Origin of the sequence: Gordonia liuliyuniae (genome assembly GCF_021739025.1) — a bacterium.
Classification (GTDB): Bacteria; Actinomycetota; Actinomycetes; order Mycobacteriales; family Mycobacteriaceae; genus Gordonia; species Gordonia liuliyuniae.
In genome coordinates this window covers 277753-304204 of record NZ_JAKKOT010000002.1, presented here as the reverse complement: position 1 = coordinate 304204, position 26452 = coordinate 277753, and the positions used below count along the sequence as shown (strand labels likewise).

At 64.3% G+C, this 26452-nt stretch carries 24 protein-coding genes, 1 tRNA gene and 1 pseudogene; 14 read left to right on the top strand and 12 right to left on the bottom strand.

Annotated features, from left to right (window positions below; genetic code table 11):
• Positions 1–18: 18 nt before the first annotated feature.
• Entirely contained in the window at positions 19–276 is a 258-nt protein-coding gene (locus tag L5G28_RS02460) for a DUF4190 domain-containing protein (protein ID WP_237000172.1), read from the bottom strand.
• A 518-nt stretch (positions 277–794) separates the two neighbouring features.
• The gene (locus tag L5G28_RS02455) at positions 795–965 is read right to left on the bottom strand and encodes a hypothetical protein (RefSeq protein WP_237000171.1); all 171 of its coding nucleotides are present in this window, start codon (positions 963–965) and stop codon (positions 795–797) included.
• A gap of 112 nt (positions 966–1077) precedes the next feature.
• Between L5G28_RS02455 and L5G28_RS02450 the strand changes: the two genes are divergently transcribed.
• Positions 1078–1608, top strand: a complete 531-nt coding sequence (locus tag L5G28_RS02450; protein WP_236998345.1) for a peptidylprolyl isomerase — start codon at positions 1078–1080, stop codon at positions 1606–1608.
• Positions 1609–1627: 19 nt separating this feature from the next.
• Complete coding sequence (locus tag L5G28_RS02445; protein WP_237000170.1) at positions 1628–2494, top strand: rhomboid family intramembrane serine protease; 867 nt, start codon at positions 1628–1630, stop codon at positions 2492–2494.
• 5 nt (positions 2495–2499) lie between these two features.
• Here L5G28_RS02445 and L5G28_RS02440 read toward each other — a convergent pair whose 3' ends face one another.
• Both L5G28_RS02440 and crgA read right to left on the bottom strand, forming a co-directional pair.
• The gene (locus L5G28_RS02440) at positions 2500–2931 is read right to left on the bottom strand and encodes a PH domain-containing protein (RefSeq protein ID WP_236998347.1); all 432 of its coding nucleotides are present in this window, start codon (positions 2929–2931) and stop codon (positions 2500–2502) included.
• 78 nt (positions 2932–3009) lie between these two features.
• Positions 3010–3300, bottom strand: a complete 291-nt coding sequence (gene crgA / locus L5G28_RS02435) for a cell division protein CrgA (protein ID WP_183369274.1) — start codon at positions 3298–3300, stop codon at positions 3010–3012.
• A 55-nt stretch (positions 3301–3355) separates the two neighbouring features.
• Here crgA and L5G28_RS02430 point away from each other — a divergent pair, with 55 nt between their 5' ends.
• A complete protein-coding gene (locus L5G28_RS02430; protein WP_237000169.1) occupies positions 3356–4000 on the top strand; it encodes an aminodeoxychorismate/anthranilate synthase component II in 645 nt (214 codons plus the stop codon).
• A gap of 71 nt (positions 4001–4071) precedes the next feature.
• On the opposite strand, the gene pknB is transcribed toward L5G28_RS02430, so the two are convergent.
• The 7 genes from pknB to L5G28_RS02395 form a co-directional block, all read right to left on the bottom strand.
• Positions 4072–5991 carry a Stk1 family PASTA domain-containing Ser/Thr kinase gene (pknB, locus tag L5G28_RS02425; RefSeq protein WP_308191935.1) on the bottom strand — a complete coding sequence of 640 codons (1920 nt, stop codon included), beginning with the start codon at positions 5989–5991 and terminating at the stop codon, positions 4072–4074.
• A gap of 10 nt (positions 5992–6001) precedes the next feature.
• Entirely contained in the window at positions 6002–7318 is a 1317-nt protein-coding gene (locus L5G28_RS02420; RefSeq protein ID WP_237000168.1) for a serine/threonine-protein kinase, read from the bottom strand.
• Positions 7315–8817, bottom strand: coding sequence for a peptidoglycan D,D-transpeptidase FtsI family protein (locus tag L5G28_RS02415; RefSeq protein WP_237000167.1), 1503 nt, complete (start codon positions 8815–8817; stop codon positions 7315–7317). The genes L5G28_RS02420 and L5G28_RS02415 overlap by 4 nt, the downstream gene beginning before the upstream one ends.
• Entirely contained in the window at positions 8817–10241 is a 1425-nt protein-coding gene (locus tag L5G28_RS02410) for an FtsW/RodA/SpoVE family cell cycle protein (RefSeq protein WP_236998351.1), read from the bottom strand. Before L5G28_RS02410 ends, L5G28_RS02415 begins: the two co-directional genes overlap by 1 nt.
• A complete protein-coding gene (locus L5G28_RS02405) occupies positions 10238–11653 on the bottom strand; it encodes a PP2C family protein-serine/threonine phosphatase (RefSeq protein WP_237000166.1) in 1416 nt (471 codons plus the stop codon). Before L5G28_RS02405 ends, L5G28_RS02410 begins: the two co-directional genes overlap by 4 nt.
• Positions 11650–12114 (bottom strand): FHA domain-containing protein FhaB/FipA, encoded by a 465-nt coding sequence (locus L5G28_RS02400; protein WP_236998353.1) that lies wholly within the window; start codon positions 12112–12114, stop codon positions 11650–11652. The genes L5G28_RS02405 and L5G28_RS02400 overlap by 4 nt, the downstream gene beginning before the upstream one ends.
• 110 nt (positions 12115–12224) lie before the next feature.
• Positions 12225–13571: an FHA domain-containing protein gene (locus L5G28_RS02395; protein ID WP_237000165.1), complete on the bottom strand. Its 1347-nt coding sequence runs from the start codon at positions 13569–13571 to the stop codon at positions 12225–12227.
• 257 nt (positions 13572–13828) lie between these two features.
• On the opposite strand from L5G28_RS02395, the gene L5G28_RS02390 reads away from it, so the two are divergent.
• The 10 genes from L5G28_RS02390 to L5G28_RS02345 all read left to right on the top strand — a co-directional run bounded on the left by L5G28_RS02390 (position 13829) and on the right by L5G28_RS02345 (position 22925).
• Positions 13829–13914, top strand: a tRNA-Leu gene (locus L5G28_RS02390).
• 401 nt (positions 13915–14315) lie between these two features.
• Positions 14316–14678 (top strand): hypothetical protein, encoded by a 363-nt coding sequence (locus tag L5G28_RS02385; RefSeq protein WP_237000164.1) that lies wholly within the window; start codon positions 14316–14318, stop codon positions 14676–14678.
• 24 nt (positions 14679–14702) lie between these two features.
• Positions 14703–14984 carry a hypothetical protein gene (locus tag L5G28_RS02380; RefSeq protein WP_237000163.1) on the top strand — a complete coding sequence of 94 codons (282 nt, stop codon included), beginning with the start codon at positions 14703–14705 and terminating at the stop codon, positions 14982–14984.
• 909 nt (positions 14985–15893) lie between these two features.
• Positions 15894–16352: an MspA family porin gene (locus tag L5G28_RS02375; RefSeq protein WP_237000162.1), complete on the top strand. Its 459-nt coding sequence runs from the start codon at positions 15894–15896 to the stop codon at positions 16350–16352.
• Between the two features lie 85 nt (positions 16353–16437).
• Positions 16438–16788 (top strand): hypothetical protein, encoded by a 351-nt coding sequence (locus L5G28_RS02370; RefSeq protein WP_237000161.1) that lies wholly within the window; start codon positions 16438–16440, stop codon positions 16786–16788.
• Positions 16789–16799: 11 nt separating this feature from the next.
• The gene (locus tag L5G28_RS02365) at positions 16800–17498 is read left to right on the top strand and encodes a hypothetical protein (protein WP_237000160.1); all 699 of its coding nucleotides are present in this window, start codon (positions 16800–16802) and stop codon (positions 17496–17498) included.
• A gap of 28 nt (positions 17499–17526) precedes the next feature.
• Entirely contained in the window at positions 17527–19104 is a 1578-nt protein-coding gene (locus L5G28_RS02360) for a hypothetical protein (protein WP_237000159.1), read from the top strand.
• 1465 nt (positions 19105–20569) lie between these two features.
• Positions 20570–20860: a transposase gene (locus L5G28_RS02355; protein ID WP_237000158.1), complete on the top strand. Its 291-nt coding sequence runs from the start codon at positions 20570–20572 to the stop codon at positions 20858–20860.
• A gap of 645 nt (positions 20861–21505) precedes the next feature.
• Positions 21506–22432 carry a hypothetical protein gene (locus tag L5G28_RS02350; protein ID WP_237000157.1) on the top strand — a complete coding sequence of 309 codons (927 nt, stop codon included), beginning with the start codon at positions 21506–21508 and terminating at the stop codon, positions 22430–22432.
• Between the two features lie 10 nt (positions 22433–22442).
• Positions 22443–22925: a hypothetical protein gene (locus L5G28_RS02345; protein WP_237000156.1), complete on the top strand. Its 483-nt coding sequence runs from the start codon at positions 22443–22445 to the stop codon at positions 22923–22925.
• A 308-nt stretch (positions 22926–23233) separates the two neighbouring features.
• Here L5G28_RS02345 and L5G28_RS02340 read toward each other — a convergent pair whose 3' ends face one another.
• Positions 23234–24481, bottom strand: a complete 1248-nt coding sequence (locus L5G28_RS02340) for an IS110 family RNA-guided transposase (RefSeq protein WP_237000155.1) — start codon at positions 24479–24481, stop codon at positions 23234–23236.
• A gap of 357 nt (positions 24482–24838) precedes the next feature.
• Here L5G28_RS02340 and L5G28_RS02335 point away from each other — a divergent pair.
• A pseudogene (locus L5G28_RS02335) lies at positions 24839–26138 on the top strand (IS256 family transposase).
• Positions 26139–26452: the final 314 nt, after the last annotated feature.

The following is a 26452-nucleotide window of genomic DNA, read 5'->3' as shown; positions in this document are numbered from 1 at the left end:
CGAGCGCCGTCGCAGCGTTCAGATCAAGATCCACAGGAACGCGATCAGGCCGAGCACGATGCAGAGGATCCACAGCCAGCCGACGATGATCGCCGCCGACGAGAACTCGCGGCCGATGCCGCCGTCACGGTCGATCTCGTTGCGTGAGCGGTAACCGAGCCAGATGCCGAACGGTGACGTGATGCCCAGGCCGGAGAGGACGAGGGCGACGATCGCGCGGACGTTCACCGCGTCGTCGGACGCGGCTCGGGGCGGGGTCGCGGTGGAGGCAGGCACCGGATTCTCCTTCGCGGCGCGGTCGGTCTCGGGGCGAGGGCTGTTCAGGGGCGGACTCGCCGGTGCTGACGGTCGGCCTGCGGTGGGCCGCGGCGGCTGGCCAGCGGGCGGCTGTGAACTGGGCCCTGCTGGCGGCTGGGGGCCGGGTCGGCCGGGCTGTTGGGGGCGTCCCGACAGGGGGCTCGGCTCGGGGACCGCCGAATAGGCGAGGCGACGAGGAGGTTCGGAGTCGGACGAACTCGTCGGCGCGGCACTCGGCGGACGCGGCGCAGTCGACGGCGGACGCGGAGGCTGCTGCGGCGGCGGCCCCTGCGGAGGCGGCCCCTGCGGTGCACGCGGTCCCGGTGCTGCCGGCCCCTGTCCCTGCCCCTGTCCTGGGCCCGGGGCGGCCGGGGGTCGGTGACTGCCGCCGGAGCCGGGAGACGACGGCGCCGCGGGACGCGGCGCGGCGCGATGCGCGGGCGTCGGCGAACCTTGCGGGTTCGGTGCGTCGGGGCGGGGGTCGTCAGTCGTCACGCCTACAAACTACCTGCTCCGGCGTCGTCGGCAGCGGACGACGGCGCGTCGACGCGCGGAATGGTCTGCGAGACAGGCGGATGTTCGGTGCGCGCGCGCCGCAGCACAATGACGACGGCCGCGAGCAGGAGCAGCAGGACCGAACCGACGGCGGCGAGGAGTTTCTGGCGCATTGTTCCAGGTTGCCAGGTGAAACCGGGAGACGCCAACCGATGCCGTCGGCCGGCCCGCGGACACCCCCGCATCGCGAACAGCGGCGGCGCGATGTCGGTCGGACATGGTTGTATGGACAGTGTGAGTGAGCAGAACAAGACCGCGACCCTGCACACCAATCGCGGCGACATCGTCATCGAACTCTTCCCGAACCACGCCCCGAAGACCGTGGCGAACTTCGTCGGCCTGGCCGACGGCTCGAAGGAGTACTCCACCAAGAACGCGAAGGGCGAGTCCAGCGGACCGTTCTACGACGGGGCGATCTTCCACCGCGTCATCGCGGGCTTCATGCTGCAGGGCGGCGACCCGACCGGCACCGGCCGCGGCGGCCCGGGCTACCAGTTCGAGGACGAGTTCCACCCCGAGCTGCAGTTCGACCGTCCGTATCTGTTGGCAATGGCCAACGCCGGTCCGGGCACCAACGGCTCGCAGTTCTTCATCACCGTCGGCCCGACGCCGCACCTGAACCGTCGCCACACCATCTTCGGTGAGGTCAAGGACGCTGCGTCGCAGGCGGTCGTCGACGCCATCGGCGCCACCAAGACTGCGCCGGGCGACCGCCCGGTGGAGGACGTCGTCATCGAGAGCGTCGAGCTCTCCTGAAACAACTCGGGAGCACCTGTTGAACCAGGTCTGCTACCGGCATCCCGACCGTCCCACCGCGCTCTCGTGTACGCGGTGCGGGCGGTCGGCTTGTCCGGAGTGCCTTCGTCCGGCGTCCGTCGGACAGCATTGCGTCGACTGCGTCGCAGAGGCGAGCGCCACTCAGCGCGCGACGGCGCCGACCGTCGTCGCCCGCCGCTCCGTGCAACCGGTCGTCACCTACGCGCTGATCGCCGTCAACCTTCTGGTGTTCGGCGCCGTGCTGCTGCAGGCGGGCGGGACGGATCTGCGCGACCTGGTGACGTCGTCGATCTACAGCCACGGCGTGCTCGTCAATGGAGCCGGATTCGAAAACGAGTACTGGCGTCTGCTGACGTCCGGATTCCTGCACCAGAGCGTGCCGCACCTGGCGATCAACATGTTCTCGCTGTACATCATCGGCGCCGACCTCGAACGGGTCCTCGGCCGCGCCCGCTACCTGGCGATCTATCTGGTCGGCCTCCTCGGCGGCAGCGCGGCCGTCATGGCCTTCCAGGACGGCACCACGCTGACCGCGGGTGCGTCGGGCGCGATCTACGGGCTGATGGGCGCGCTGTTCGTACTGCTGCTCAAGTTGAAGGCGCCCGTCACCACAGTCGTCGTCATCATCGTGGTCAACATCGTGTTCTCGGTGAGTCTCCCGAACATCTCCCTGTTCGGGCACCTCGGCGGTCTGGTATTCGGTGCGGCGTCGGCCGCCGCCGTCATCTGGTTGCCGACCGCGGTGCTGCCGCCGCCCAAGCGCACGCAGGCCGCCGTCGACCGGGTCGGCTGGTACGGCCTCCTCGCGCTCGCCGTCATCGCCGTCGCGATCGGCAGCGGTATCGGACTCGGCGAGAGTCTCTAGCCGCGTCAGCGCTCCTCGACGCGGAAGCCTGCGTCGCGTAGATCGTCGGCGACGGCTCCCGGCGCCGCGCCGAGATCCCAGCGCCCGAAGATCAACAGGCGGTCGTCCGGCAGATCGATGAGCAGCTGCCTGCTGTGCGCCGCGAGCCTGCGCGTCCGCAGCGTCGACACGCGTTGGACGTCGTCGGCCGTCAACGTGATGCGCCCGGTCAGGGTGCGGACCGTCAGCGTGGGGCCCGGGTCGAGGGTCAGACGCGGCCGTCGCACGAGCATCACCGTCCCCGCCGCGATCAAGCCGAGCGCGGCGACAGCGAGGAACACGGTCGCCGCGGGATCGGTGTACGACGCGGCCGCAGCGGCGGCCAGAGCAACGCCGCCGACAATGAGGGCGACACCGGCCAGAGCCGGTGGCGCCCATTCCTTGTGCACTGGTTCCACAGAGTTATCCACAGGAGTTATACACAGTGGGGATGAATTACACACATGTAATTCCCCCGCTGGGGACAACGTCTCCGGTCAGCGCCAGCCCATTGTCATGAGCAGGCCGACCACCATGATTCCGAAACCGATCAGCATGTTCCACGGACCCAGCTCGGACATCCAGTGCAGGAACTTCCCCTCGGCACCGAACGTGTCCTGCGTGGCACCCAAGTAGTAGACGAGCAGCCACAGGAGGCCGATGAGCATCAGACCGAACATGACGGACTGATAGAGAACGCCCGACGGGCCGGCTTTGACCTTCACCGGGGTGCGGCTCGCACTGTTGACCGTGTAGTCGGTCTTCTTCCGGACTTTTGACTTCGGCATACCCTCCACGGTATCCCAGCTGCACGGTCAGCAGCCAAAACGATAACCTTTACCGGTGCGCATCCTCGTCATCGACAACTACGACAGCTTCGTCTACAACCTGGTCCAATACTTGGGGCAGCTCGGAGTCGAGGCCGTCGTCTGGCGCAACGACGACGATCATCTGACCGACCTCGACGCCGTGGTCGCCGAATTCGACGGCATTCTGCTGAGCCCCGGCCCCGGAACCCCGGACCGTGCGGGCGCCACCGAGCCGATCATCGCGGTCGCCGCGGCCGCGCGTACCCCGCTGCTCGGGGTGTGCCTCGGCCATCAGGCGATCGGCGAAGCGTTCGGCGCCACCGTCGAACGGGCCCCGGAGCTCCTGCACGGCAAGACGTCGCTGGTGAACCACGACGGGTCCGGCGTCCTCGCGGGCCTGCCCGACCCGTTCGTCGCCACCCGGTACCACTCGCTGACCGTCGCACCGGCGACCATCCCAGACGAACTGGTCGTCACCGGGACCACCGACACGGGCATCGTCATGGCGTTCAAGCACCGCGACCTGCCGATTCACGGCGTCCAGTTCCACCCGGAGAGCGTCCTTACACAGGGCGGTCACCGCATGCTCGCGAACTGGCTTCGAGTCTGCGGCCTCGACGTCTCCGAGAACCTCGTCGCCCGCCTCGAAAGCGAGATGGCCGTAGCCCTCGGCGTCTGAGTCCAGCCCTGGGCGTCTGAGTCCAGCCCTGGGCGTCCGAGCCCTGGTCTGCTGCTCGAGACGAGCCCCGGTCAGAACAATGCTTCCTTGCCGACGACTACGGAGACCGACTCGTTCTTGCGGAGCTTGCTGCCCGCGGACGGCCGCTGGGACATGACTTTGCCGTCGTCGCGGCTGCCGAGCGGAACCTTGCGTTCGGTGATGTTGATCGTGTTGGGATCCCATCCGGCCCTGACGAGCGCATCCTGTGCTTGATCGGGTGTCTTGCCGCGCAGGTCGGGGACGGTGAACTGGTTGCCGCGCGAGACCATCACCTGGACGGTGCTGCCGACCCGGACGGAAGTCCCCGCGTCGGGTGACGTGCTGACCACTTGGCCTTCGGGGAGGTCGGAGTCGGCCTGCACGGTCACCACGTCCAAGTCCATTTGTTCGAGGGCGGTGGTGGCCTCGTCCTCGGTCTGCCCGCGCAGGTCGGGGATGGTCACTTCGCTCGGGCCGGTGCCGATGTGCAGGACGATGGTGCTGGTGACCGCGACCGTCGCATTGGTCTGCGGGGTCGTCCGGACGATTTTGTCCTTGAGGGCGGTCGTCGACTCGATCTGCTCGGTCTTCACCGTCTCGAATCCGCGTGCTTCGAGTAGTTTGCGCGCGTCTTTCTCGGTCTTTCCTCGCAGATCAGGCACCGCGGATCGTTGCGGTCCGGACGAGATGTACAACGTCACCTCCGACCCTTCGGGGGTGGGGACGTCGTCGCCCGGCACGGTGCGTGTGGCGAGGCCTTCGGTGATGTCCGAGCTCGACTCGCGTTGCTCTTTGACACTGAAACCGGCTTGTTCGAGGTTGGCCTTGGCGGCTTCGGCGGTGAGGCCGGCGACCTTCGGGACGGCGATCGACGGCTCCTCGCTGGTCCACGGCGCCCACGCGAGGAGGCTGCCGACGAGAGCCGCGATCAACAGCAGCGCGACGGCCACGATGACCGGCTTGCGGCGGTGGAGCGGCGTCGGCTCGTCGTCCATCACCTCGGCGAGACGGTGGCTGTTACGTCGCGACGACTGCGTCTCGTTGCGGACGGGCGCCCGCGTCGATTCGATGAGGTCGGTCTGTTCCTGGTCGGTCAACAGCATCGGCGCCGACGGCTTGCCGCCTGCGAGAACCTTGATGAGGTCGGAGCGGAAGTCGGCAGCCGTCTGATAGCGGTTGGCCGGGTTCTTGCTCATCGCCTGCATGACGATCGAGTCGAGTTCCGGCGACAGCTCGGGTCGGACCGTCGACGGGCGGCGCGGATCCTCGTGGACGTGCTGGTGGGCGACCGCGATCGGTGAGTCGCCGGTGAACGGCGGCTCACCGGTGACGAGTTCGAACAGAACGCAGCCCATCGAGTAGATGTCGCTGCGCGGATCCACTTTGATGCCGCGTGCCTGTTCCGGCGACAGATATTGGGCGGTGCCCATCACGGCGGACGTCTGCGTCATGGTCGCCGACGTGTCGTCCATGGCGCGGGCGATGCCGAAGTCCATCACCTTGACCGCGCCCGTCCGGTCGATCATCACGTTGGCGGGCTTCATGTCGCGGTGAACGATGTTCGCGCGGTGCGAGAAGTCCATCGCGGCGGCCACGTCGGCCATCCAGGTCATCGCCTGCTTGGGTGCGATGACCCCCGAATCGCTCGCCCGCAGGATGTCGCGGAGCGTGTCGCCGTCGACGTACTCCATCACGATGAACGGGAGCGGTCCCTCGGACGTCTCGGCTTCGCCGGTGTCGAAGACTTGGACGATCGACGGGTGGGTCAGCTTGGCGGCGTTCTGGGCTTCACGCCGGAAACGCAGGTAGAACGACGGATCGCGAGCCAGATCGGCGCGCAGCACTTTGATCGCGACGTCCCGGTGCAGCAGGAGGTCACGCGCGTACTGGACTTCGGACATGCCGCCGAAGCCGAGTGTCTCGCCGAGCTCGTAACGCTCGGAGAGGTAGTGCGGATCGAAGTCGCTCACATCGTCAGCCTCATCTAGTCGGGATCGTGACTCCGGGCAGGACCTCTATGCCGTCGCTGCCGGTGGTCGTCTCCTCTTCCGTCGTCGTCGTGTCCTCGTCGGTCGTGGTCGTGGTCTGCTCGTCGGTCGTGGTCGTCGACTCGGGCGTCGAGCGCGGAGTCTCCTCCTCCGTAGTAGTCGGTTCCTCCGGCTGCTGCGTTTGAGTGACGGTGACCGGGGTCGAGTTCCGGGGTTCGACGGGGTCCTTCGGGCTGCTGCTGATCCACCAGGCGACCAAAGCGATCGCCGCGATGAGCAGCAGCGCGGCGACCGCCGTCAACACCTTGTGGGTCGTCGTCCAGCCACCGTTGTCGGTGTTCGCGCCGGCAGCGGTCGACGGGGCCGTGGTGGGCCGCGAGACCGGTGCGGGAGTCGGCGATGTCATCGCGCGGGTCCCTGCCGCCGCAGCGACCGGCGCGACGCCGCCCGCGGTGCGCGGCCGCGGCGGACGATGGCCTGCCCGAACGGCGGCGACGGCGTCGGCGAACTCGCCGCCCGTCGCGTACCGCTGCGCCGGATCCTTCGAGAGCGTGATGTCGATGAGTTCGCGGACCGGAGCCGGGATCGACGACGGCAACGACGGCGGCGTGTCCTGGATGTGCTTCATCGCGACGGTGATCGCGCCGTCGCCGAGGAACGGTCGCCGTCCGGTGAGCGCCTCGTAGCCGACGACCCCGAGCGAGTACACGTCCGACGCGGCGGTCGCCTCGCCGCCCATCGCCTGTTCGGGCGAGATGTACTGGGCGGTGCCCATCACCATGCCGGTCTGGGTCACCGGAGCCGAGTCGACGGCTTTCGCGATGCCGAAGTCGGTGATCTTGACCTGCCCGGTGGGCGTGATCAGGATGTTGCCGGGCTTCACGTCGCGGTGCACGAGGCCCGCGGTGTGCGCGGCCTGCAGCGCGCGTCCGGTCTGCTCGAGCATGTCGAGGGCGTGGGTCAGCGCGAGCTGGCCCATCCGGGCGATCACCGAGTTGAGCGGTTCGCCGTCGACGAGCTCCATGACGAGGTAGGCGAGCGGGTCGCCGCCGTTGCGGTCGGGCGTCTCACCGTAGTCGAAGACGTTCGCGATGCCCGGGTCGTTCAACCGTGCGGTCGTCTGTGCTTCGGTACGGAAACGTCCGAGGAACTCGGAGTCGTTCGAGTATTCGGCCTTGAGAACTTTGACGGCCACTCGGCGGCCCAGTCGCGTGTCGAGGGCTTCCCACACCTGTCCCATGCCGCCGGTCGCTATCAACCGGACCAGGCGGTACCGGTCGGCGATGATGGTCCCGTTCTGCAGGCTCATCGGCCACCTCCCGTATATGCGTTCATCACTGCTCGTCCAATCGGGGCGGCAACGACGCCGCCGTAGGAGTTCTGTCCCTGTGCGCCGTTCTCGAGCATGACGGCCACCGCGATGCGCTTGTTGGTTCCCGGCGAGAACGCGATGTACCAGGCGTACGGGGTCTCGCCTCCCTGCGCGGTGTCCGAGTGCTCGGCGGTGCCGGTCTTCGACGCGATGCCCGACTGCGAGCCCGCTGTGTTCTGCTCCGACTTGATCATCATGTCGGTCAGGACGTCGGCCTGATCGGCGGTCAGCGGGCGGTTGAGGGTCGTCGGCGCCGTTGTCGAGATGGTGCGCAGGTCGCCGGTCTGCAATTTATCGACGAGGTAGGGCCGCATCCGCGCGCCGCCGTTGGCGACGGTCGCCGCGATCACCGCGTTCTCCAACACGGTGAGTCGGACGTCGCGCTGGCCGATCGCCGACTGGCCGAGGGCGGCCAGGTCGTCGCCGATGTCGCCGACGGAGCTCTTCGCGACCGGCATCGGGATGCCCGCCGGGTCTTCGCCGACGCCGAACGATTTGGCGGTCGACGTGAACTCCTCTGGCTTGTCGCCGGGGACCTTCTCGGTCAGGAGCTGCGCGAACGCCGTGTTGCACGAGTACTCGAAGGCCTGCGTCAACGTGACGGTCCCGTTCGACGACCCCGGGCACGTCGCCCCGGAATCGTTGGACAGGAAGGTGTTGCTGTCGGGCAGCTGCCAGCGGGACGCCGCGGTGAGGCGGGTGTCGGCGTTGAGGCCGGCATTGAGCGCCGTTGCGGTCGAGACCACCTTGAACGTCGAACCGGGTGGGTACAGCGCCGAGATCGCTCGGTTGACGAGCGGCGAGTCCGCCGATTCGTCGGTCATCGACGTCCATGCCTTCTCGGCTTCGCCGAAGTCCTGGGTGGCGATCGCGTTCGGGTTGTAGCTTGGCGTCGACGCCATCGCCAGGATCTTGCCGGTGCCCGGCTCGATGGCGACGACGGCGCCGCGGCATGGGCCGTCGCAGTCGGCGCCCGAGAGCTCCTGGTACGCAGTGCGTTGCAGTCGCGGGTCGATCGTGGTGACGACGTTGCCCCCGCGCGGGTCGCGTCCGGAGAACATGTCCATGAACCGCTGGGTGAACAGGCGGTCGTCGTTGCCGTTGAGCACGGAGTCCTCGGCGGCCTCGATACCGCGATCGGCGCGGTACACGAACGAGAAGTAGCCGGTGACCGGGGCGAATGCCTTCGGGTTGGTCGGGTACTTCCGGAGGTATTTGAACTTGTTGTCGGTGGCGACCGATTCGGCGATCACCGTGCCGTCGGCGGCGACGATGACGCCGCGCTCACGCGAGTATTCGTCGAGCAGCACACGCGAGTTGCGGGTGTCGCTGCGCAGCGAGTCCGCTTTGAACACCTGAAGGTAGGTGGCGTTGGCGAGCAGCGCGACGACGAGGACGATGGCGGCGATCGCGACGCGTTGGATGGGCTTGTTCATCAGCGCGTCACCACCTGGGTGGGCATCGCGTCGACCTTGCGTTTCGGCTTAGGTTTGGGCGCATCGGGTTCGCGGGCGGCGTTCGAGATGCGGATGAGCAGTGCGAGCAGCAGATAGTTCGCGAGCAGTGACGATCCGCCGTACGCGAGGAACGGCGTGGTCAGACCGGTCAGCGGGATCAGCTTCGACACGCCGCCGAACACCACGAACAGCTGGAACACGATGGTGAACGAGAGGCCGGCCGCGAGCAGCTTCCCGAAGCTGTCGCGGACAGCGATGGCGGTGCGCAGTCCGCGGACGACGAGGACCAGGTAGATCAGGGTGATCGCGGTGAGGCCGACGAGACCGACCTCTTCACCGAAGCTGGTGAGAATGAAGTCGGTGTTGGCGAACGGCACGATGTTGGGGCGGCCGGAACCCAGGCCCGTCCCGAACAGGCCGCCCGTCGCGAATCCGAACAGGCTCTGCGCCACCTGGTAGCCGTACGTGTCGTACTGCTCGAACGGGTCACGCCACACCGCGACCCGCATCTGCAGGTGGAAGAACAGCTGGTAGGCGATGACGGCGGCCAGCGCGAAGAGCGTCAGTCCGAGCATCAGCCAGCTGACGCGCCCGCTGGCGACGTAGAGCATCGTCAGGACGGTCACGAAGATGAGCAGCGACGTACCGAGATCCGATTCGAAGGCGAGCACGCCGACGGCGATCGCCCACGCCGCGATCAGCGGGCCGAGGTCGCGGGCACGCGGGAAGTCGATCCCGGCGAACTGTTTGCCCGCGGTGGTGAACAGGTCGCGGCGGGACACCAGGAACGATGCGGTGAAGATGATGATGAGGATCTTCGAGAACTCGCCGGGCTGGATGTTGAAGAAGCCCGCGCGGATCCAGATCTTGGAGCCGTTGATCTCCGACATCGACGACGGCAGGATCGCTGGGATCGCGAGGAAGATCAGACCGCCGAGACCCAGCGTGTACGCGTACCGCGACAGCGAGCGGTGATCGCGGAGGAGGGCCAGCATGACGGTGAACAAGACGATGCCGATGATCATCCACAGCAGCTGTTGGTCGGCGTTGTGCGTGCGCTCGGACTCTTTGAGGAGTTCGTCGGCGCGCGCCGACCCGAGATCGAGGCGGTGGATCATCACCAGGCCGAGTCCGTTGAGGATCGCAACGGCGGGCAGCAGCAGTGGATCCGCGTACGGCGCGAAGTAGCGGACGGCGACGTGGGCGATCGCGCAGAGGGCGGCGAACGCCGCGACGAACTTAGCGACCTCCCAGGTCAGCGGCTCTCCTTGAGCGAGTTCGACGATCACCAAGGCAACGCCGACAAGCACCACGGCGAAACCGAGCAGTACCACTTCGGTGGTACGCCCGGTATTCGCCGGCGGTGTGGTCGGCGGTGCGTGCCCAGCGGGAGTCGACGTCATCCGACCTCCCGGCAGCGGCGTGCGCCGTCCGAGTCGGTGGTTGGGGCGGGCGCCTGCATCGTGGTGGACGTGGTGTCCCTGGGCTTCTTGTCCCCGGGTTCCTTGTCGCCGGGCGGCTTCGGTGCGTCGGGGACGGCGCACAACGGCAGGAAGGTCAGTTCATTGCGGATGCGTTCCTGCGCGGCGTCGAGCGACAGGTTCTTGATGCTTTGGGATTCGACGGCGCTCCGACTGATCTCGGTGAGGTCGTCGACGAGCATTGGCGTGCACGAACTGTCGGCGTCGACGAACGTGACGCTCGGTTTCTCGGCGTCTGCGTCGTCGACGCATGCCCGTTGGTTGGGTGATTCGACGGTGAAGAACAGCAGTTTGTCGGGTGTGCCGTGGTGGATCTCGACGGCGCCGTCGTCGTTCACGGTGACGAAGTTGCTGTTCAACGCCTGGGCTCGGATGACGAAGAACGCGGTTACGAGCGCGGCGATGACGACGAGCACGGCGATGATGGCGAGCGGCCACCCCCACCGTCGTCGATGTTCGGGTTCGTCCGCCATGGTGATGGTCGGCCGCGCGGTCGCGGGCGCCGGTGGACGCAGCGCGGCTGCACGGCCCGCTGCGGTCTTCGGGTCGGGCACGTAGCCGTCTTGATCGTCGTCGCCCGCCGCGCCGCCGAGGATGGGCCGCGATTCGCCGTACTGGTCGTCGACGACGTCGGCGACAACGACGGTGACGTTGTCGGGGCCGCCGCTGCGCAACGCCAACTCGATGAGGCGGTCGGCGCACTCCTTGTGGTCGGCGATGTTGCCGAGAGTGTCGGCGAGGGTCTCCTCGCTGACGACGTCGGAGAGTCCATCGCTGCACAACAGGTAGCGGTCGCCTGCGCGGGCTTCACGCATGATGAGCGTCGGTTCGACTTCCTGACCGGTGAGGGCGCGCATGATCAAGGATCGTTGCGGATGCGAATGCGCCTGCTCGGCGGTGATCCGACCTTCGTCGACGAGACTCTGGACGAAGGTGTCGTCGCGGGTGATCTGGGTGAGGATGCCGTCGCGGTACAGGTAGCCGCGCGAGTCGCCGACATGGCACAGGCCGAGGCGGCTGCCGGCGAACAGGATGGCGGTGAGCGTGGTGCCCATGCCTTCGAGTTCGGGGGTCTGCTCCACCTGGTGGGCGATCGCCGTGTTGCCGACCGCTGTGGCGTGTCCGAGTGCGTCGAGGAGGTCGCCGCCGGGCTCGTCGTCGTCGAGGCCGCGCAGCGCTTGGATCACGAGCTGGCTGGCGACTTCGCCTGCCGCGTGGCCGCCCATTCCGTCGGCGAGTGCGAGCAGGCGGGCACCTGCATACACGGAGTCTTCGTTGTTCGACCGGACGAGGCCGCGGTCGCTTCGCGCGATGTAGCGCAGGACGAGGGTCACGGGCGTAGCTCAATCACTGTCTTGCCGACCCGGATCGGTGTGTTGATCGGAGCGCGGACGGCGGTCGTCACTTTGGCGCGGTCGAGATAGGTGCCGTTGGTGGAGCCGAGGTCTTCGACGTACCAGTCGTCGCCTCGTGGCGACAATCGAGCGTGTCGTTCGGACGCGTAATCGTCGGTGAGGACGAGCGTCGAGTCGTCGGCGCGGCCGATGAGGACGGGTTGTGCGCCGAGCGTGATGCGTGTGTTGGCGAGCGCGCCCGCGGTGACGACGAGGTATTTCGCGGAGCCGCGGCCGCGGGTGCTGCGTGACCGCCGGTCGGATCGGCTCGAGCCGATGGGGATCCGACCGCTGGTGGCAGCCGAGAGGTCGCTGCGCATGGTGCGGATGATGGCGTAGACGAACAGCCATAACAAGATGAGGAACCCGAAACGGGTCACCTGCAACAGGATGCCCTGCACCTGCGCGTCACCTCCCTCACGAAGAACATCGACATCCGGGCGGTTGCCTGGATGCAGTCAACTGTCGGGGGACGCGACGATCCCCCGACAGCATCTTATGCGGATCCGGCCTACTGGAAACGGACCGTGATGTCGGAATGTCCCAGACGGATACGGTCTCCGTTGGCGAGTTCCCACGCGCTGACCTGGAGGTCGTTGACGGTTGTCCCGTTCGTCGAGTTCAGATCGGTCAGCATGGCGGTCTGTCCATCCCAGCGGATCTCGGCGTGGCGACGTGAGACGCCGGTGTCGGGGAGACGGAACTGTGCGTCCTGGCCGCGGCCGAGGACGTTCGATCCCTGACGGAGCGCGAACGTGCGGTTGCTGCCGTCTTCGAGGACGAGGGTGATGCCTGCGGGTGCGTAACCGCCGCCGACCGGTGCTCCGTAACCCTGGTCGTACGCAGGCTGTTGGCCGTAGCCCTGGTCGTAGACGGGCTGCTCGTAGCCGCCCTGCTGCGGTGCTCCCTGCGGAGCATAGCCCTGGTCGTACCCGGGCTGCTGGCCGTAACCCTGGTCCATCGGAGGTGCTGCGTAACCCTGGTCGTAGCCGGGTTGCGGCGCATACCCCTGGTCGTAGCCCTGCTGCGGCTGACCGTAGCCCTGGTCGTAGACGGGCTGCTCGTAGCCGCCTTGCTGAGGTGCCCCCTGCTGGGGTGCATAACCCTGGTCCGGTGCATAGCCCTGGTCATAGCCGGGCTGCTGACCGTAGCCCTGTTGCCCGTAGCCCTGTTGGCCGTAGTCGTATCCGGGCTGCTGCCCTTGGTCGACGGGTGCGGCGTACTGCTGGTCGTAGCCGCCCTGCTGCGGTGCGTAGCCCTGCTGGTCGTACGGCTGCTGTTCGTAGCCGGGCTGCGGTGCGTACCCCTGTTGGGGGTCGTACTGCTGCTGGTCGTAGTCGTACTGGGGGTACTGTCCGCCCTGTTGCGGGTAGCCGGGGTACTGGCCGCCCTGATCGTTTCCGGGTGGATTGGTCATGGCTGGGGCTCCTCGGTGACTAGCTGGTCCCGGGGCCGCGGCGGACGCGGGGACCGGGCGTGGTGTGGCGTCGGGGTTAACGACGCCGTCGGTATGGAACTGTCCGGTGTGCAGTGACGGTATCTGATCGAACTCTACGACCACTGGCCCATAAGTCTGCCACCCATTGTCCCGGATGAAGTCTTCCAAATGGCGGGAGAAGATCTTCCGGTTCAGTTCGTACTCCGTGGATACGTGCTCCAGGTCGGACGGACTGAGCGTTATGACGTAACTGTTGGCGACGAGGCTCGCGCCGTCGCCAAGGTTCTCGAGGGTGCCTTCGGCTTCGCGCTGAAGGCTCTGTTCCATCTCCTGCGGTGCCACTTTGCCACCGAAGACTCGGGCGAAACCACCGTCGACGGCGGACTCGAGCTTGCGCTCGAAACGGTCGAGAATTCCCACCCGTCTCGACTCCTTCCGTGGTCTGTGGCGTGTCGGCGTGCATACCGTGCCTGTCGATGTTACCGGCCAGGCAAGCCCGTCGCCGCTTGTGCGTCACATGCGCAACTGACGTCACAACAGCACGATGCTGTGGCGGACAGCTTCAGGGCGGGTATTCGCAGGTCGGAGTGGTCGGAGATGTGGGATTTAACTTCGGCGCTGGCTGCGTGCTATCGTTTTCGAGTCCACGCGGACATATGTCGATTGATCGACGCCACGGGCGAGTGGCGGAATGGCAGACGCGCTGGCTTCAGGTGCCAGTGTCCTTCGGGACGTGGGGGTTCAAGTCCCCCTTCGCCCACCACGAGCGGTTCAGGACGAAATCGCGCAAGAGGTCAGGTTGCAGAAATGCGACCTGACCTTTTGTTTTTCGCCGTGTTCTGCTATGAGTGATCGAACTGGCCAGGACTGGGTCTGCCGCATGAAGTCCCGAGCCTGAGCAGTGGACCTCAGCGCGCTTCGGCGAGTTCTGCTCAGGAGTCCGGGTCGGTCGACGCAGCGCATCTGCGTTCGCTTTCAAGGCGAGCGCCGCTATAAACGCGCTCATGCCGAGCAGGTCGCAGAGTTCATCGCCCGTGCCGACGCGGCAGAGGCCAAGACCGCCGCAGCGTAGAGCGCCCGGGTCGCCGCCGAGACCTTCCGCGGCGTCGTGGCCGGATTCCAGCAGGCAACCGCCACCGCCAAGGCCGCTGAGGAGACCAAGCGATGAGCATCGACGACACGGCCCTGCTCAGCGCATTCGTCCGCCGTCGGCGCCGCATCGACGCCCACCCGCTGATCGCCGACGACTGCGGCGAGCTCATGCGCACCCTGCGCAGCACCCAGTTCAAGGCTGTGGTCTACCCGCAGACCGGTGAGGTCGTGTTGAAGTTCGAGCTGCCCGACGAGGTGCCGTTCGAGTCGCTGGCCGCCCGGCTGAGGCCGATGACGCTGACGAACGACGCCCTTGGCCACGCCAAGGTGATGATGGACGCGCTGACCGCGGGGTCCGACGATTCCCGGGTCGCGGTCGCCAACGCGAAGGTCCGCCAGGCCTGGCGCGACGCCATCGAGCGCGATCGCACCTGAGGTGCGAAGACGCGCGCCTACTCGGTGCTCACGGGCAAGGCCGACGACGACGCCGTCGACCGGGCCACCGACCTGGACCTGGCCTACGCCTGGCTCTACGAGGACTCGGTCCACGGCGACCTGCCCAGCTACGACGAGTTCAGCGCCCGCGAGCGGTACAGCGCGGCCACCCACGTGTTCGGCGGAATCGCCTGCGTGACGCTCGACACCCTCGAATACCTGCGTCGCGCTCGACACCCTCGAATACCTGCGGTTCCTGGTCGATCGGGACGAGCTTGTCCTGCCCGCCGAGGCGTGGCCAGGTAGAACGTGACGGTGACGAGCCGACGTATCCGTTCCCTCCTGAGGACTGACGGATAGCCGACGGAGTATCCGCAAGTGCTTCATAGGTCACTCAGCGTTGTTGCGGACCGCCTCAGCGGTGACGCGGCGCAGTCCGTCGACAGTAAGGATCGTGTTCGTGGTGGAACCAGACTTACGCCACCCGGGGAGTCGCATTCGCTGATCAAGATGGCGATCCGGTAGGCCAGGACCAGCCGCTCGCGGGAATGATCGTTACGGATCTGGACTCGTCCGTCTGCGCCGAAACCGACTACCTCGACCACACGCGGGGAATGCGGAAGCTGCGAGTGACTGGACCGATCGCACTATCTCGCCACGGGCTACACGGACCAGGATGGGCGAACTCGGAGCGAAAACCCTCGACGGGGTGCGACGCTGACAAGGAATCAGCCCGACCGGCGCTTGCCGGACAAGGCCACCGATAGGAACGAGAGTCCGGCCCGCTCAGTGCAGCAGGGCTCTCTCACCGAGAGTAGTCACTGTAAGCTGCCTCATACTATTTGCCCAGCGATTGCAGGTTGCTGTTACCGGTTGTAGCGTCCGTCTCATCTGTTGTGGCGGTTCGGGAGGAATCGTCCAGGTTGCCCCGGGGGGCTACTCGCACGCTGCGAGTACTCAATATTTCGTCGGCTAGGGCTGGGTGTTTCCTCTCTTACGTGGTCGCCGCGTGAAATCCTTTGGGGGAAATCGTGAAGAAGTTCATCGGCGTCATGTGCGCTGTTCTGCTCGCGTTGATCAGCGTCGCCGCGTTCGATGCCGCTGGTGATGCGTCGGCTGGTCCGACGCGGTCGTTTGCTGACAAGTCCGTGACGCGTCATTCCGATGATGGGTGGACAGTACAAACTGTCTAAGTCGGGGGAGAAGATCCGGAGCGTGCCGGCCCTGAGTCGTGGGCACGGTTCGTATGAGGCGTTCTTGTCGTTGCGTGGTGCTGCGCAGATGTCGGGGTCCGGGACGGTGCCGGTGGACGCCGCTGTCGTCTCGACGGGCTTTCAGGTCTCGTGTCAGTGGCAGATGGACGGCCTCAACCTCGGGGTGACCGGTGGCCCGACCGCGCAGATGTCGATCTCGTATCCGCCCGCTGTCGTTCTCGGTGCGCAGGTGATGCCGAACATTTCGACGACTTTGAAGAATGGTGTGTCGGTGGATGTTCCGTTCGGGCAGAAGCCGTTGCAGGGCCCGTCTGCGGGCGTCCGTCTGGACGGTGTTCGGGTCGAGATCGCCGGGTGCGTCGGAGCGCGCCCCGCGGTACGTGCGTATGTGCGGGGCGCGATGACCAGCAAGGCCAACGACAACACGTTCAACCTGTACGGCAAACCACACCTGCTCTGACCGTAGACACCGCGGAGCCGACGGTTCGCGAGTATCGATCTCTGTCTGCTGAGCTGGCAATTTTCAATCGAACAAGAGGTGTGGGATGACCACAACAGGAAACACGAGCGCGACGCGGTCGACGGCATCTGCCAACCAACCGAAGCACTCGCAGGCGACGCAGGCACAGCCTCTGGCGGCTGCGGCGAACGAGCCAGCACATCCAGCTACCGACAGTGGCAGGTCGGTGTCGGTGTGGACGATGTTGTTGTTCATCGCGGGGTGCGCGCTCCTGGTGATAGCGGCGATCAACCTGCCGAACCTTGGCCAGTGGGGCGACGAGCACGGGAACGTCCTGGTGTTCTTGTGCTTCTTCTTGGTGATGTCGATCGGCGGTCGCTGGTTCTGGGCCGGTATCGACGCCCTCTGGAGCGCTATTCGACACAAGGGGAACTGATCGTGGCCTCGATGAACAACCATCCGCGGACGGCTCGCCGCGCAGCGGCACTGGCGGCTGGAGCAGGGACGTTGGCGTTCACCGCCGCGGTCCTCGCTGCAGGCTTCGGGGGTTCTGGAGACGCCCATGCTGACGCGCTCTGTGATCAGATGCGGGCCCAGTACGGTCCGAGTTGGCCGTGCGTCTCGGTGCCGACTTACACCCCGCCACCGACCATGCCGACACAGCCCACTACCCCGAACGCTCCCGGTGCACCTTCCGGGAACGGGCCGGTGATCGGAGGCGATGCCGGACCGGGCCCGGGACAGGGCAACGGCACACCCATCATCGGCGGCGCCGAGACATCCAGCCGCCCCAACAACACGCAGGCACCAGAGGTGCCGACAACACAGGCACCGGGCACGACGACACTCTCACCCACCTTTGGGCAGCGCGCACAGCCAGGCCAGCGGAACGTCGAGGAACGCCCTGACCGGACGAGCGCGCCCGCGGACACTCCCGTCGGGAACCCGGCACCCGGCACAGCGACCGATAAAGCCCTCCTGAACCCGTTGACCGACGGCGAGCTGACCATCCCGCTCCCGGTGTGGGCCATCGGCCGGTGCCGCCGCGATCGCCGCAGCGAGCCCACGGAGCCGCTCACTGCTAAGGCGGGGTGGTTCTACGCGGGCGACTGTTGGTCCGTCGCGGATGGTGTTGATGCACGATGAGTCCTCGCCGACCACCTATCGGTTCGCTATGAACGTCCCTGACGGCGGTTACACGAAAGTCAACCCCGACGGGTCAGCGACCATCTACGACAAGGATGGCAACGCCGTCCGTCAGATCGCGAAGCCATGGGCCTTCGACGCTGCCGGCCGACCGCAAAAGACCTGGTACACCGTCGATGAGAACGGTGACCTGATTCAGCACATCGAACCCGCCGACAACGCGCTATTCCCGATCCTCGCCGACCCGTGGGTCAGTAACGGTGAAGGCGAACGCGTATGGGTTGATCAAGACACCCTGGATCTGATGCCCGGGATCACTCCGAACCTCGATACGGCAGATACTCCCGATGCTGCACCGGCAGAAATACCACCAGGTGGTGGTGTCACCGCGCAAGACATCCCCGATGTCCTCGCCGATCCTCCCTCGCCCGGTAACCCGACGATCACGTCCTCGGGAAACACGTGGGGCCACGAACAGAACTGGGACACCAATCCAGACGGATCTGTCAGCGGAAACAATATCTACTCGGTCACGCCGAAGTATGGCGATCCCGTTGTCACCGAAGCCCCGTTAACGGAATCCGAGCGTGCACAGATCCAGACGCTTCTCCCCGGAGCCGCTGTCACGCAAGGGGACGACGGAACAACTACCGTCACCCCGCTAGCCGGCGACGACGGGCTAACCCCTGAAGATGTCGTGATGCTGCCCCACTCCATCCCGAGCCCAGGTGAAGAGTCCCGGCTGCCCAGTGGTGCGACCATCACCAACGACGCATCCATCGGCGACGACGGAAAAGTCTATGACCACGTGGTCGTCACCGCTACAAACGGACAGGCCATCGAATCAACCGCCATGAACAAGTCCCTATCCGTCCGCGACATCACGCGCCAGACAGATGCCAACGGGAACCCGATCACTCGCGTGACCATGGAAGATGGAACTTCCACGCGGACAAGTGTGGAGGAAGTCGAATTCCCCGGCTTCACGCGCGACGTGCAGCACCAGAAACTCTACGACGAGAACGGGAAACTCGTCCTCGACAGGATTTCTTGGAAAGACCACCCCGACCAACCAGAACAGGTCTACTACCGCGACGGCGACGGCAACATCCTACCTCTTACGGAAGATCAAGCAGACACTGTCGACGCAACCGTAGACTATCAACACTCATGGACGGAAGGTAAAGATGCCGGCAGCAACGCCCTCACTGCGATCGGTGGCGCGGGGCAAGGCATCGAATCCGGCATAAATAGTGGCAACAAGTTTCTAGAAGGCAATCCGCGGCGCGCATGGACCCCAGGGCAGGACTTTACTCCCGACCAACAGAGTAAACTGGGTACAGCGGGAAAATTTATGGGTCGGCTAGGAACTGCCGGAGCTGCGGTGACGATCGTGACTGATCTCGCACAAGGAGAGCCGATCGGCGAGACCGTAGGTCAAGCAGCTGGCGGCTGGGCTGGTGGATGGGCAATGGCCGAGATCGGTGCCGCCGGAGGATTCGCGATGGGAGGACCGCCTGGAGCAATGGCCGGCGCAGCGATCCTAGGTACCGCTGGAGCTCTCGGCGGATCATGGGTCGGCGAGAAAATTGGCGGACTATTCTGATGAAGCATTCCCCGGAGGCCATGACAATCGAGCCAGACGAACCCGCCGTAATTCCGAATCTACAGTTTGAATCCCCAGTAACCCCGGTACGCAACGCCAGTTACAGCGAGGTGTAGTGATGAATCACGTAAACCATCCTACCTTCGATAATGATATATCCCGGTTCAAGATCACTCCAATTGTCGACCCTGAGAAAGTCCCGCCGATCGATACTCCAGCACCTTTGCCTGGCTGGCACGAACTCCCTGACCCCGGCAAGCTTAACGCATTCCGGATTCTCTGCCAGCCTCCGTCGATCGAGTCTTCACATTTCAGTCCCACCATTATCTACGCTTGCTGTAGTGTCGAGGCCACGACACCTACGACAATCGAGGACATCGCCACCCTGCTCGAACGCGCCCTCACCACGGGTGCATCTTGGTTGTCGCTTACCACGAATCAAGAGTCGACACACTGTGGCCGACATCTAAACATCGACGGTACGCACGCGAGCGGAAAGCTGATTCTACAAACGGTGAGTACGCACGAGATAGTCGCCACCACAGATCGGACTTTTACGGTGGTTGGTACCGCTCAGACTGGCCCAGCGGGATCCATTGAAGACGAATTATCGAATGTTTCGTCGCGCATATACCGCCCGGACGACCGCCAGAAATCAGACGGAAAACGCATGGATACCGGATGCTAGAAATCGCTATTATAGCAATCTTATTGGCGCTAATATTCTTAGATTTTCTGATTGAGATTGCTGACGATAAATCGGGAAATAAGTGGTATGAAAATTGGATAGCTCGTAAGTCCATTTGGGTTGGTACGCCAATCGTTTTTATAGTCTCTATATGGATCTTCGGAAGTTTGAACTTTCCCGGATATAACGTTGTTCCAGTAATCCTGATAGGGTCTGTTGTCTGTTACGCCTGGGCGGGCGGATTTAGAGTATCCAGACCGTCTAACAAGCTTTCGGGAAGGCGCTGGAAAAGCAAGGCCAGGTCGGACAAACCGTAGATCGCGACCTTGCCTCGATAAGCAGCGAATAAGATAGTCGGGACATAGTTAGAAATATGAAGAACGCCAGCAACGGGCCGACTATACGGGATTCTCGGATCTCAGAGTGCTTTGAAGCGGTTGGCGATCTGACCGGAGTGCAGTGCGGACCGCAAGATGTAGGGGTCGAGACTGCCGAAGCCTTGTGCGGTTTCGTGGAGGTGCTTGAGGGCGTCCGTTGATCGTTTCGACGGGCCCGCCGTGTCGAAGTAGATGAGGACATCGGTGCGTCGTTCCCAGAGACTGCGGCCAATTTCACTGCGTTCAGCAGTGCGTCGGGTACACCTGATCAGATCCGCCGCAAGGCTCTGGACTGAAGCGACCCGCAGTTAGTTCTGAGCCTTATGAACGAGAGTCGGAAGATGCCGAATGATTCGGCCTGGGTTTCGTTCCGACATCTTCATCTGTGAGAGTTGGAACGATGTCGAGAACATACCCGCCCGAGTTTCGGGAGCGAGCGCTGCGGTTGCTGGCCGAGGTGCGCCCTGATCATCCGTCCGATTGGGCGGCGTTCAACCACGTTGCCGGCAAGGTCGGGGTCAACCCCGAGACGCAGCGGAACTGGACGCGTGCAGCGCAAGTAGATGCCGGACTGCGCCCCGGGGTGCCGAGCGAAGCGCAGGCCGAGATCACCCGGTTGAAGAAGCAGGTGCGGGAGTTGGAGCGCGCGAACGAGATCCTACAACGGTTCCGCTCCAGGTCCTGGTGGTGATCAATACATTGCGATCACTTGGGAACTTCAGTACGAAATCCAATCGGCGAGCATCGCCAATGTCACCAACGGTGGGGGCACACAGAGATTCCCGGGAGGGTGGGGACAATGGGAACGAGCAACACCCGATCAGATCAATTTCCTTCGGTCGCAGGGCGTCGGGGTTCCTGGGTAATCCGCGGCGTGGTCGGGGTCTCGTTGACCTGCGCGTCAATAATCACGGTCGGTTGTGGTTCGACGTCCGACTCCGCACCGCCGTCTCCGAGCTACTCGCGTACCTTCCAGATGCCTGGATACGAAACGACCGAGGAACATCGGTTCACAAAAGCCGAGTCAGCAGAGCTTCTCACGCCGCGACGCGACGAACTCGTCAAGTCACTGCCGACGCCCTTCAGCGACATCGATCTGGACTACTACGGTCCGTCGATCACGCTATCGGCACGGGAGGCTGTCGAGAAGGGAACATGCGTGGCGATTTCGGTCTCCCATAGAGCCGAAGCACCCGATCACTACGGTGCCACGGTGTATGACTCACCAGGTGACTGCCGGTAGGGCGGATTCAACTGGTCGTCGCAACACCTTGAACCGCCGGGCGGGTCACCTCAGCCCGACGGGCGCGTCGATGCCCCCGCAGCAGGGCAATCGATGACCTACACCGAGTGGCTGCAATACACCCACAATCAACGGTTAGACGGCAGAGTCCACGAGCGGGTCGCCGACGACGGCACCGTGTCCTACTACGACCTGTCTCGCGGCCCCAACGGCGAACAGATCGAACGCCCCGTCACCGGCTTTGGCACCGCCCTGGAAAACGAAACCGTCTACAACTTCGGCGACGGAACCGGCAAAACCGGGACCGGTCAACCAGCAGTACAAGACACCAACGGCAACTGGTGGATCATCAACAAGCCAGGTCCAGCTGGCGAAATCAGCCGGACAGGGATGGTCGATGGCAAAAAGATCACGATCACCACCCATCAACGCCCAGACGGCACGTACACCGAGACAACAAACGGTGTCCTAATCCGACATTTCGACCAACAAGGAAACCTCCTCGGAGAGTACAGACTTGACTCTGGGCAAGTCGTCGCTGACTCGGAAACATTGCAGCATGTTCTGGGTGCGGTCGCCCCTGGGGGTTTTGCGTTACGAACTCTCATTCAAGGTGCTATTCACGAAGCCAATCCCGATATTCAACCTTCAGTCCCGAGAACAGCGGTTCCGCCGGACCTGAAAGCGCCCGGAGACTCTGTTAGTAACAGAGCAGGCGAGCCCTACCCAAATATACTTGACCCACGAACTGCGGCCCCAATCCACTACCCAGGAGACGGGTTAACGAAGGTTCCGAAGTCTGCTCGGGTGCAATGGGGGGCGAATGAGCGTGGGCAATATATTGCAGAGTGGTACGATCGTGGATATGAAACCCCGGAAGGAGGATGGAAGGATTATGATATTCACCATATTCAGCCTCGAGAATACGGTGGAGGAAATGACTTCGAGAATTCGTTCCGGTCAAAAGAATTCCACACCAGACCCAATTTAACCCATGGTGGATGCGTTACTAATGACTAGAATCAGCGAAGTGATGAAACGCCTCGATGGTTGGGAGAGGCCAAGCAGTGCGATTTCTCCATTTAACCTGAAGTGTCGCGTCGACTTTAACGTCGATCTGAGTAGTACCCCTGACCTCGTCAGCGGTACCCCCTCGGAAGTCTATGAACTTTGGTCATCCATCCGTGAAGCCTGGCTTTTTGAAGACATAGACTACGGGCAGTGGGGCCTTCATATACTGAGCCCCTCTGATAGTGCCGCACGATCGGCTACCGAGAGGGCTGGTCGTCCGGAGGATTTTCGGGATGATGACCAGGTGATCGGTGAATTTCTGGGAGATTCAGACCTCCTTGTATATTCGCCGTCCGAGAGTGGGCCAAAGCGAATTTCTGTCGCGCTACCTCTTGACGAGCGTGAGGAATGGTACGAGCTAGGTTCCTCCATTTATGATGTTCTGAAGAGAATGGCGGCGGCAGACGGCGCGAAGTACTGGGAGATGAACCCGGACGCATAGTCTGAGCCGCACCGTCGATTACTCGGCCTCGGGCCGCTAGTATTGCGAGTCTTTGGGGGCGTCCCAGGCGGTAGGTAACAGTTCCAGATTTGAACCTCGGACGAGGTCAATTTTCCTCTATCTGGGGACTTCTTCGGGGCCTACTCGGGAGGGGGAAGGGTGATCTGGGCAATTGTGTTTACGCTCGTCGTCATCGGGATGTTCAGTATCGGGTTCGTTGCTGGGCGAGATAGGGGGTAGGTAGGGGTGCGCGGACTCTGGGGTCGATAGCCTCACTCTCTTCGCGGGCGTGATGCTCCTATGGGTTGTCAAGCGGCGGTGAGCCATTGGCGGTAGGCGGTGGCTAGCGTGGGGTCGTAGCGGGTGCCTCGTTCGAGTTCGCTGATGCGGGCGGGCACGGTGTCGAGGTGTTCAGCGGCCTGTGCGAGGGTGCGGGCTTGCTGTTGGCGCAGTGGTCGCAGATCGTCGATGCGGGGAGGTGGGGCGGGGTGGACGAGTAGGTGCCAGGTTTCGCGGGCGATGGCTCGTTTGAGGCATCGGAGTATGTCCTTCTTGCTTTTTCCGGCGGCGGTGAGTTTCGCTGCGTAGGTTTTGGTTCTGGGGTCTGTTGACAGACGTACGAGTGCGATTTGGTGTAGTGCCCAGTTCGCTTGCCGGTCGTCGCCGCGGTTGAGGCGGTATCGGTGGGTTTTGCCGGAGCTCGCCGGGATCGGGGCGGTACCGCACAGGGCGGCGAAGGACGCCTGTGAACGGAGTCTGTCGGGGTTGTCGCCGGCGGCGATCAGCAAGGTGGCTGTTGTGACGACGCCGAATCCGTGGGTAGAGAACATGGAAGGTGCGGCGCGTTCGACGAGGGTGCGTAGTTCGGTGTCGATCTCGGTGATCTCGTCGGTCAGACTCTGGTGGCGGCGTGCCAGAGGCCGTAAGGCCTGCCCTGCCGTGGCGGTGACCGTGGTGGTGGCCGGGCCCGGTCGGGTCGCGATCAGGGCGTTGATCAGGGGCCCACCGTCGAGGGCGACGAAGCGGGATCGAACCTGGTCGGGGGCCGTGACCAGCAGGGACTTGAGTTGTCGGATTGCTGCCACGCGCGCTTTCATCGCGCTGCGGCGCACGATCATCAGCATGCGGATCTGCTCTACGGGTCCATCGCTGGTTTTCGCGAACGGCAGGTTGTGGGGCTCGGCGAGTGCTTGTTGCGCGGCAGCGTAGGCATCGATGGGATCGGATTTGCCGTGTCGGCGCTGAGCACGTTTGGGGCGGATCACTTCCCGCACGAGCGCACCGGCCGCGGTCAGGTATCGGGTCAGGCCGGCGCCGTAGGAATTGGTGCCCTCGATACCGATCACCGTGAGAATCCCGAACGAGGTAACGAACCGGGCTAGCCGCTGATAACCGGCCGGTGTCGCGGATACTTGCAGATCTCCGAGACGGGCGCCGGTCATCGCGTGCAACACAGCGACATGATGGGTGTCTTTGTGCGTATCGACACCGGCGACGACCGGAACGGCAGCGGCCGGGTCGTCTTCGGTGGTGACATCGCAGGCGGTGATTGTCATGATGATGTCATGCCTTCCATGCGTGGTGGGCACGCCGACCAGGGGCTGGGCAGACAGGACGTTGATGAGGGCGCTCCAGGCTCGTATCAGGTCATGCTCACCTCTGGCCGACGCTCGTGTCGGTCACCTCGCCGGAGGAGGGCGCGGACGGATCAGGCCACAGGCAGGACCCGAGACGGGGCCGCCAGTCAGATGGAGGGTCACACGCCCTTCGCCGGGAGGTACTTACCATTCTCTACGTCAGATGGTCTGTGTAAGCGGTGAGGTTCAACCCTGAAGGGAACCGCTGTAGTGACTATCAATGATGATGTGAGCGTGGATGATTCACGTGCAGAGCAACGGCGTCGGCAGACTGAGATGGCAGGCGAGCTGATCGCCTCGGGAGCGTTGGATGAGGTGTTCGTCCGCATCGATGCCGGCGAGCCGGTAGGCGGGCAGGACGGCTTGCTGAACTCGCTACTCAAGGCCACTCTCGAACGAGTCCTCAATTCTGAACTCTCCGAGCATGTCGGGTACGAGGCCGGAGACCCCGAAGCGGCGTCGTACCCGAACTCCCGCAACGGATTTAGCCCGAAGACCGTCGCTACGGAGGTCGGCGATGTCGATCTGGCGATCCCGCGTGATCGGGACGGCACGTTCACCCCCATGCTGGTGCGCAAGGGCCAGCGTCGTTTGGACGGCCTGGACGCGATGATCGTCTCGCTCTACGCCGGCGGCATGACGATCCGCGACATTGCCCATCACCTCGCGAGCACGATCGGGACCGAGCTCTCGCACGAGACGATCTCGAAGATCACCGAGGAAGTCGCCGACGAGGTCGCCAAATGGCAGACCCGCGACCTCGAAGCCCTGTATCCGGTCATCTACCTGGATGCGATCATCGTCAAGATCCGCGACGGAGGACACGTGCGTAACAAGGCCGCGCACCTCGCTGTCGGCGTCGATATGGACGGCGTCAAGCACGTCCTGGGGATCTGGATCCAGCAGACCGAGGGCGCCAAGTTCTGGGCCGCGGTGTGCGCCGAGCTCCGCAATCGCGGGGTCGCCGACGTGTTGATCGTGTGCTGCGACGGGCTGACCGGGTTCGCCGATGCTGTGGAGGTCACCTGGCCGCAGGCGACCGTCCAGACGTGCGTGGTGCACCTGATCCGGGCGTCGATGCGGTTCGTCGGTTACGGCGACCGCAAGGCCGTCGCCGGGTTGCTCAAGCCGATCTACCAGGCCCCGACCGAGCAGGCCGCCGCCGACGCGTTGGACGCGTTCGCCGACTCGGACATGGGGCGTAAGTACCCGTCAGCGGTCAAAACCTTCCGGGATGCGTGGGAGCGGTTCATCCCGTTCCTGGCGTTCCCGCCGGAGTTGCGGCGGGTCATCTACACCACCAACTCCCATCGAATCGCTCAACTATCAACTGCGGAAGGTGACCAAGAATCGCGGGCACTTCCCGAACGACCAGGCCGCGATGAAACTGCTCTGGATGGCGATCTGCAACATCGAGGACAAACGAGCTCGCGAACGCGCCAAGGAACGCGGCCTTCCCGCCAACAAGCGCCGCGCTTCCGGACGATTGATCGAAGGCGCGGTCACGACCAACTGGAAACGCGCCCTCGAGCAACTCTCACTCGCGTACCCGGACCGTATCAACCACCACCTATAAATCGAACACCTGATCGACTTACACAGAAAACTTGACAAGCTCAATCAATCCGAACCGCTCAGGCCAGGACAAGCCCCCGACGAAAGATTGAGGCTAACACGGTGCCGCGACTCATTTTTCGATCCAAAGCAGCTATCGCATCACGCGTCTGTTCCCGCTAATAGTCCGGACTATTAGCGGGAACAGACGCGTAGAGCAGGACCCCAGGTGTTCGGGATCGAGACCAGCCTGGCGCTCGACGCGCGGATGTCGTGGAGAGCCGCGGATCCGTCGCCGTCAGGGTTATCCTCCGGACAGGACGAAACGAGACCAGA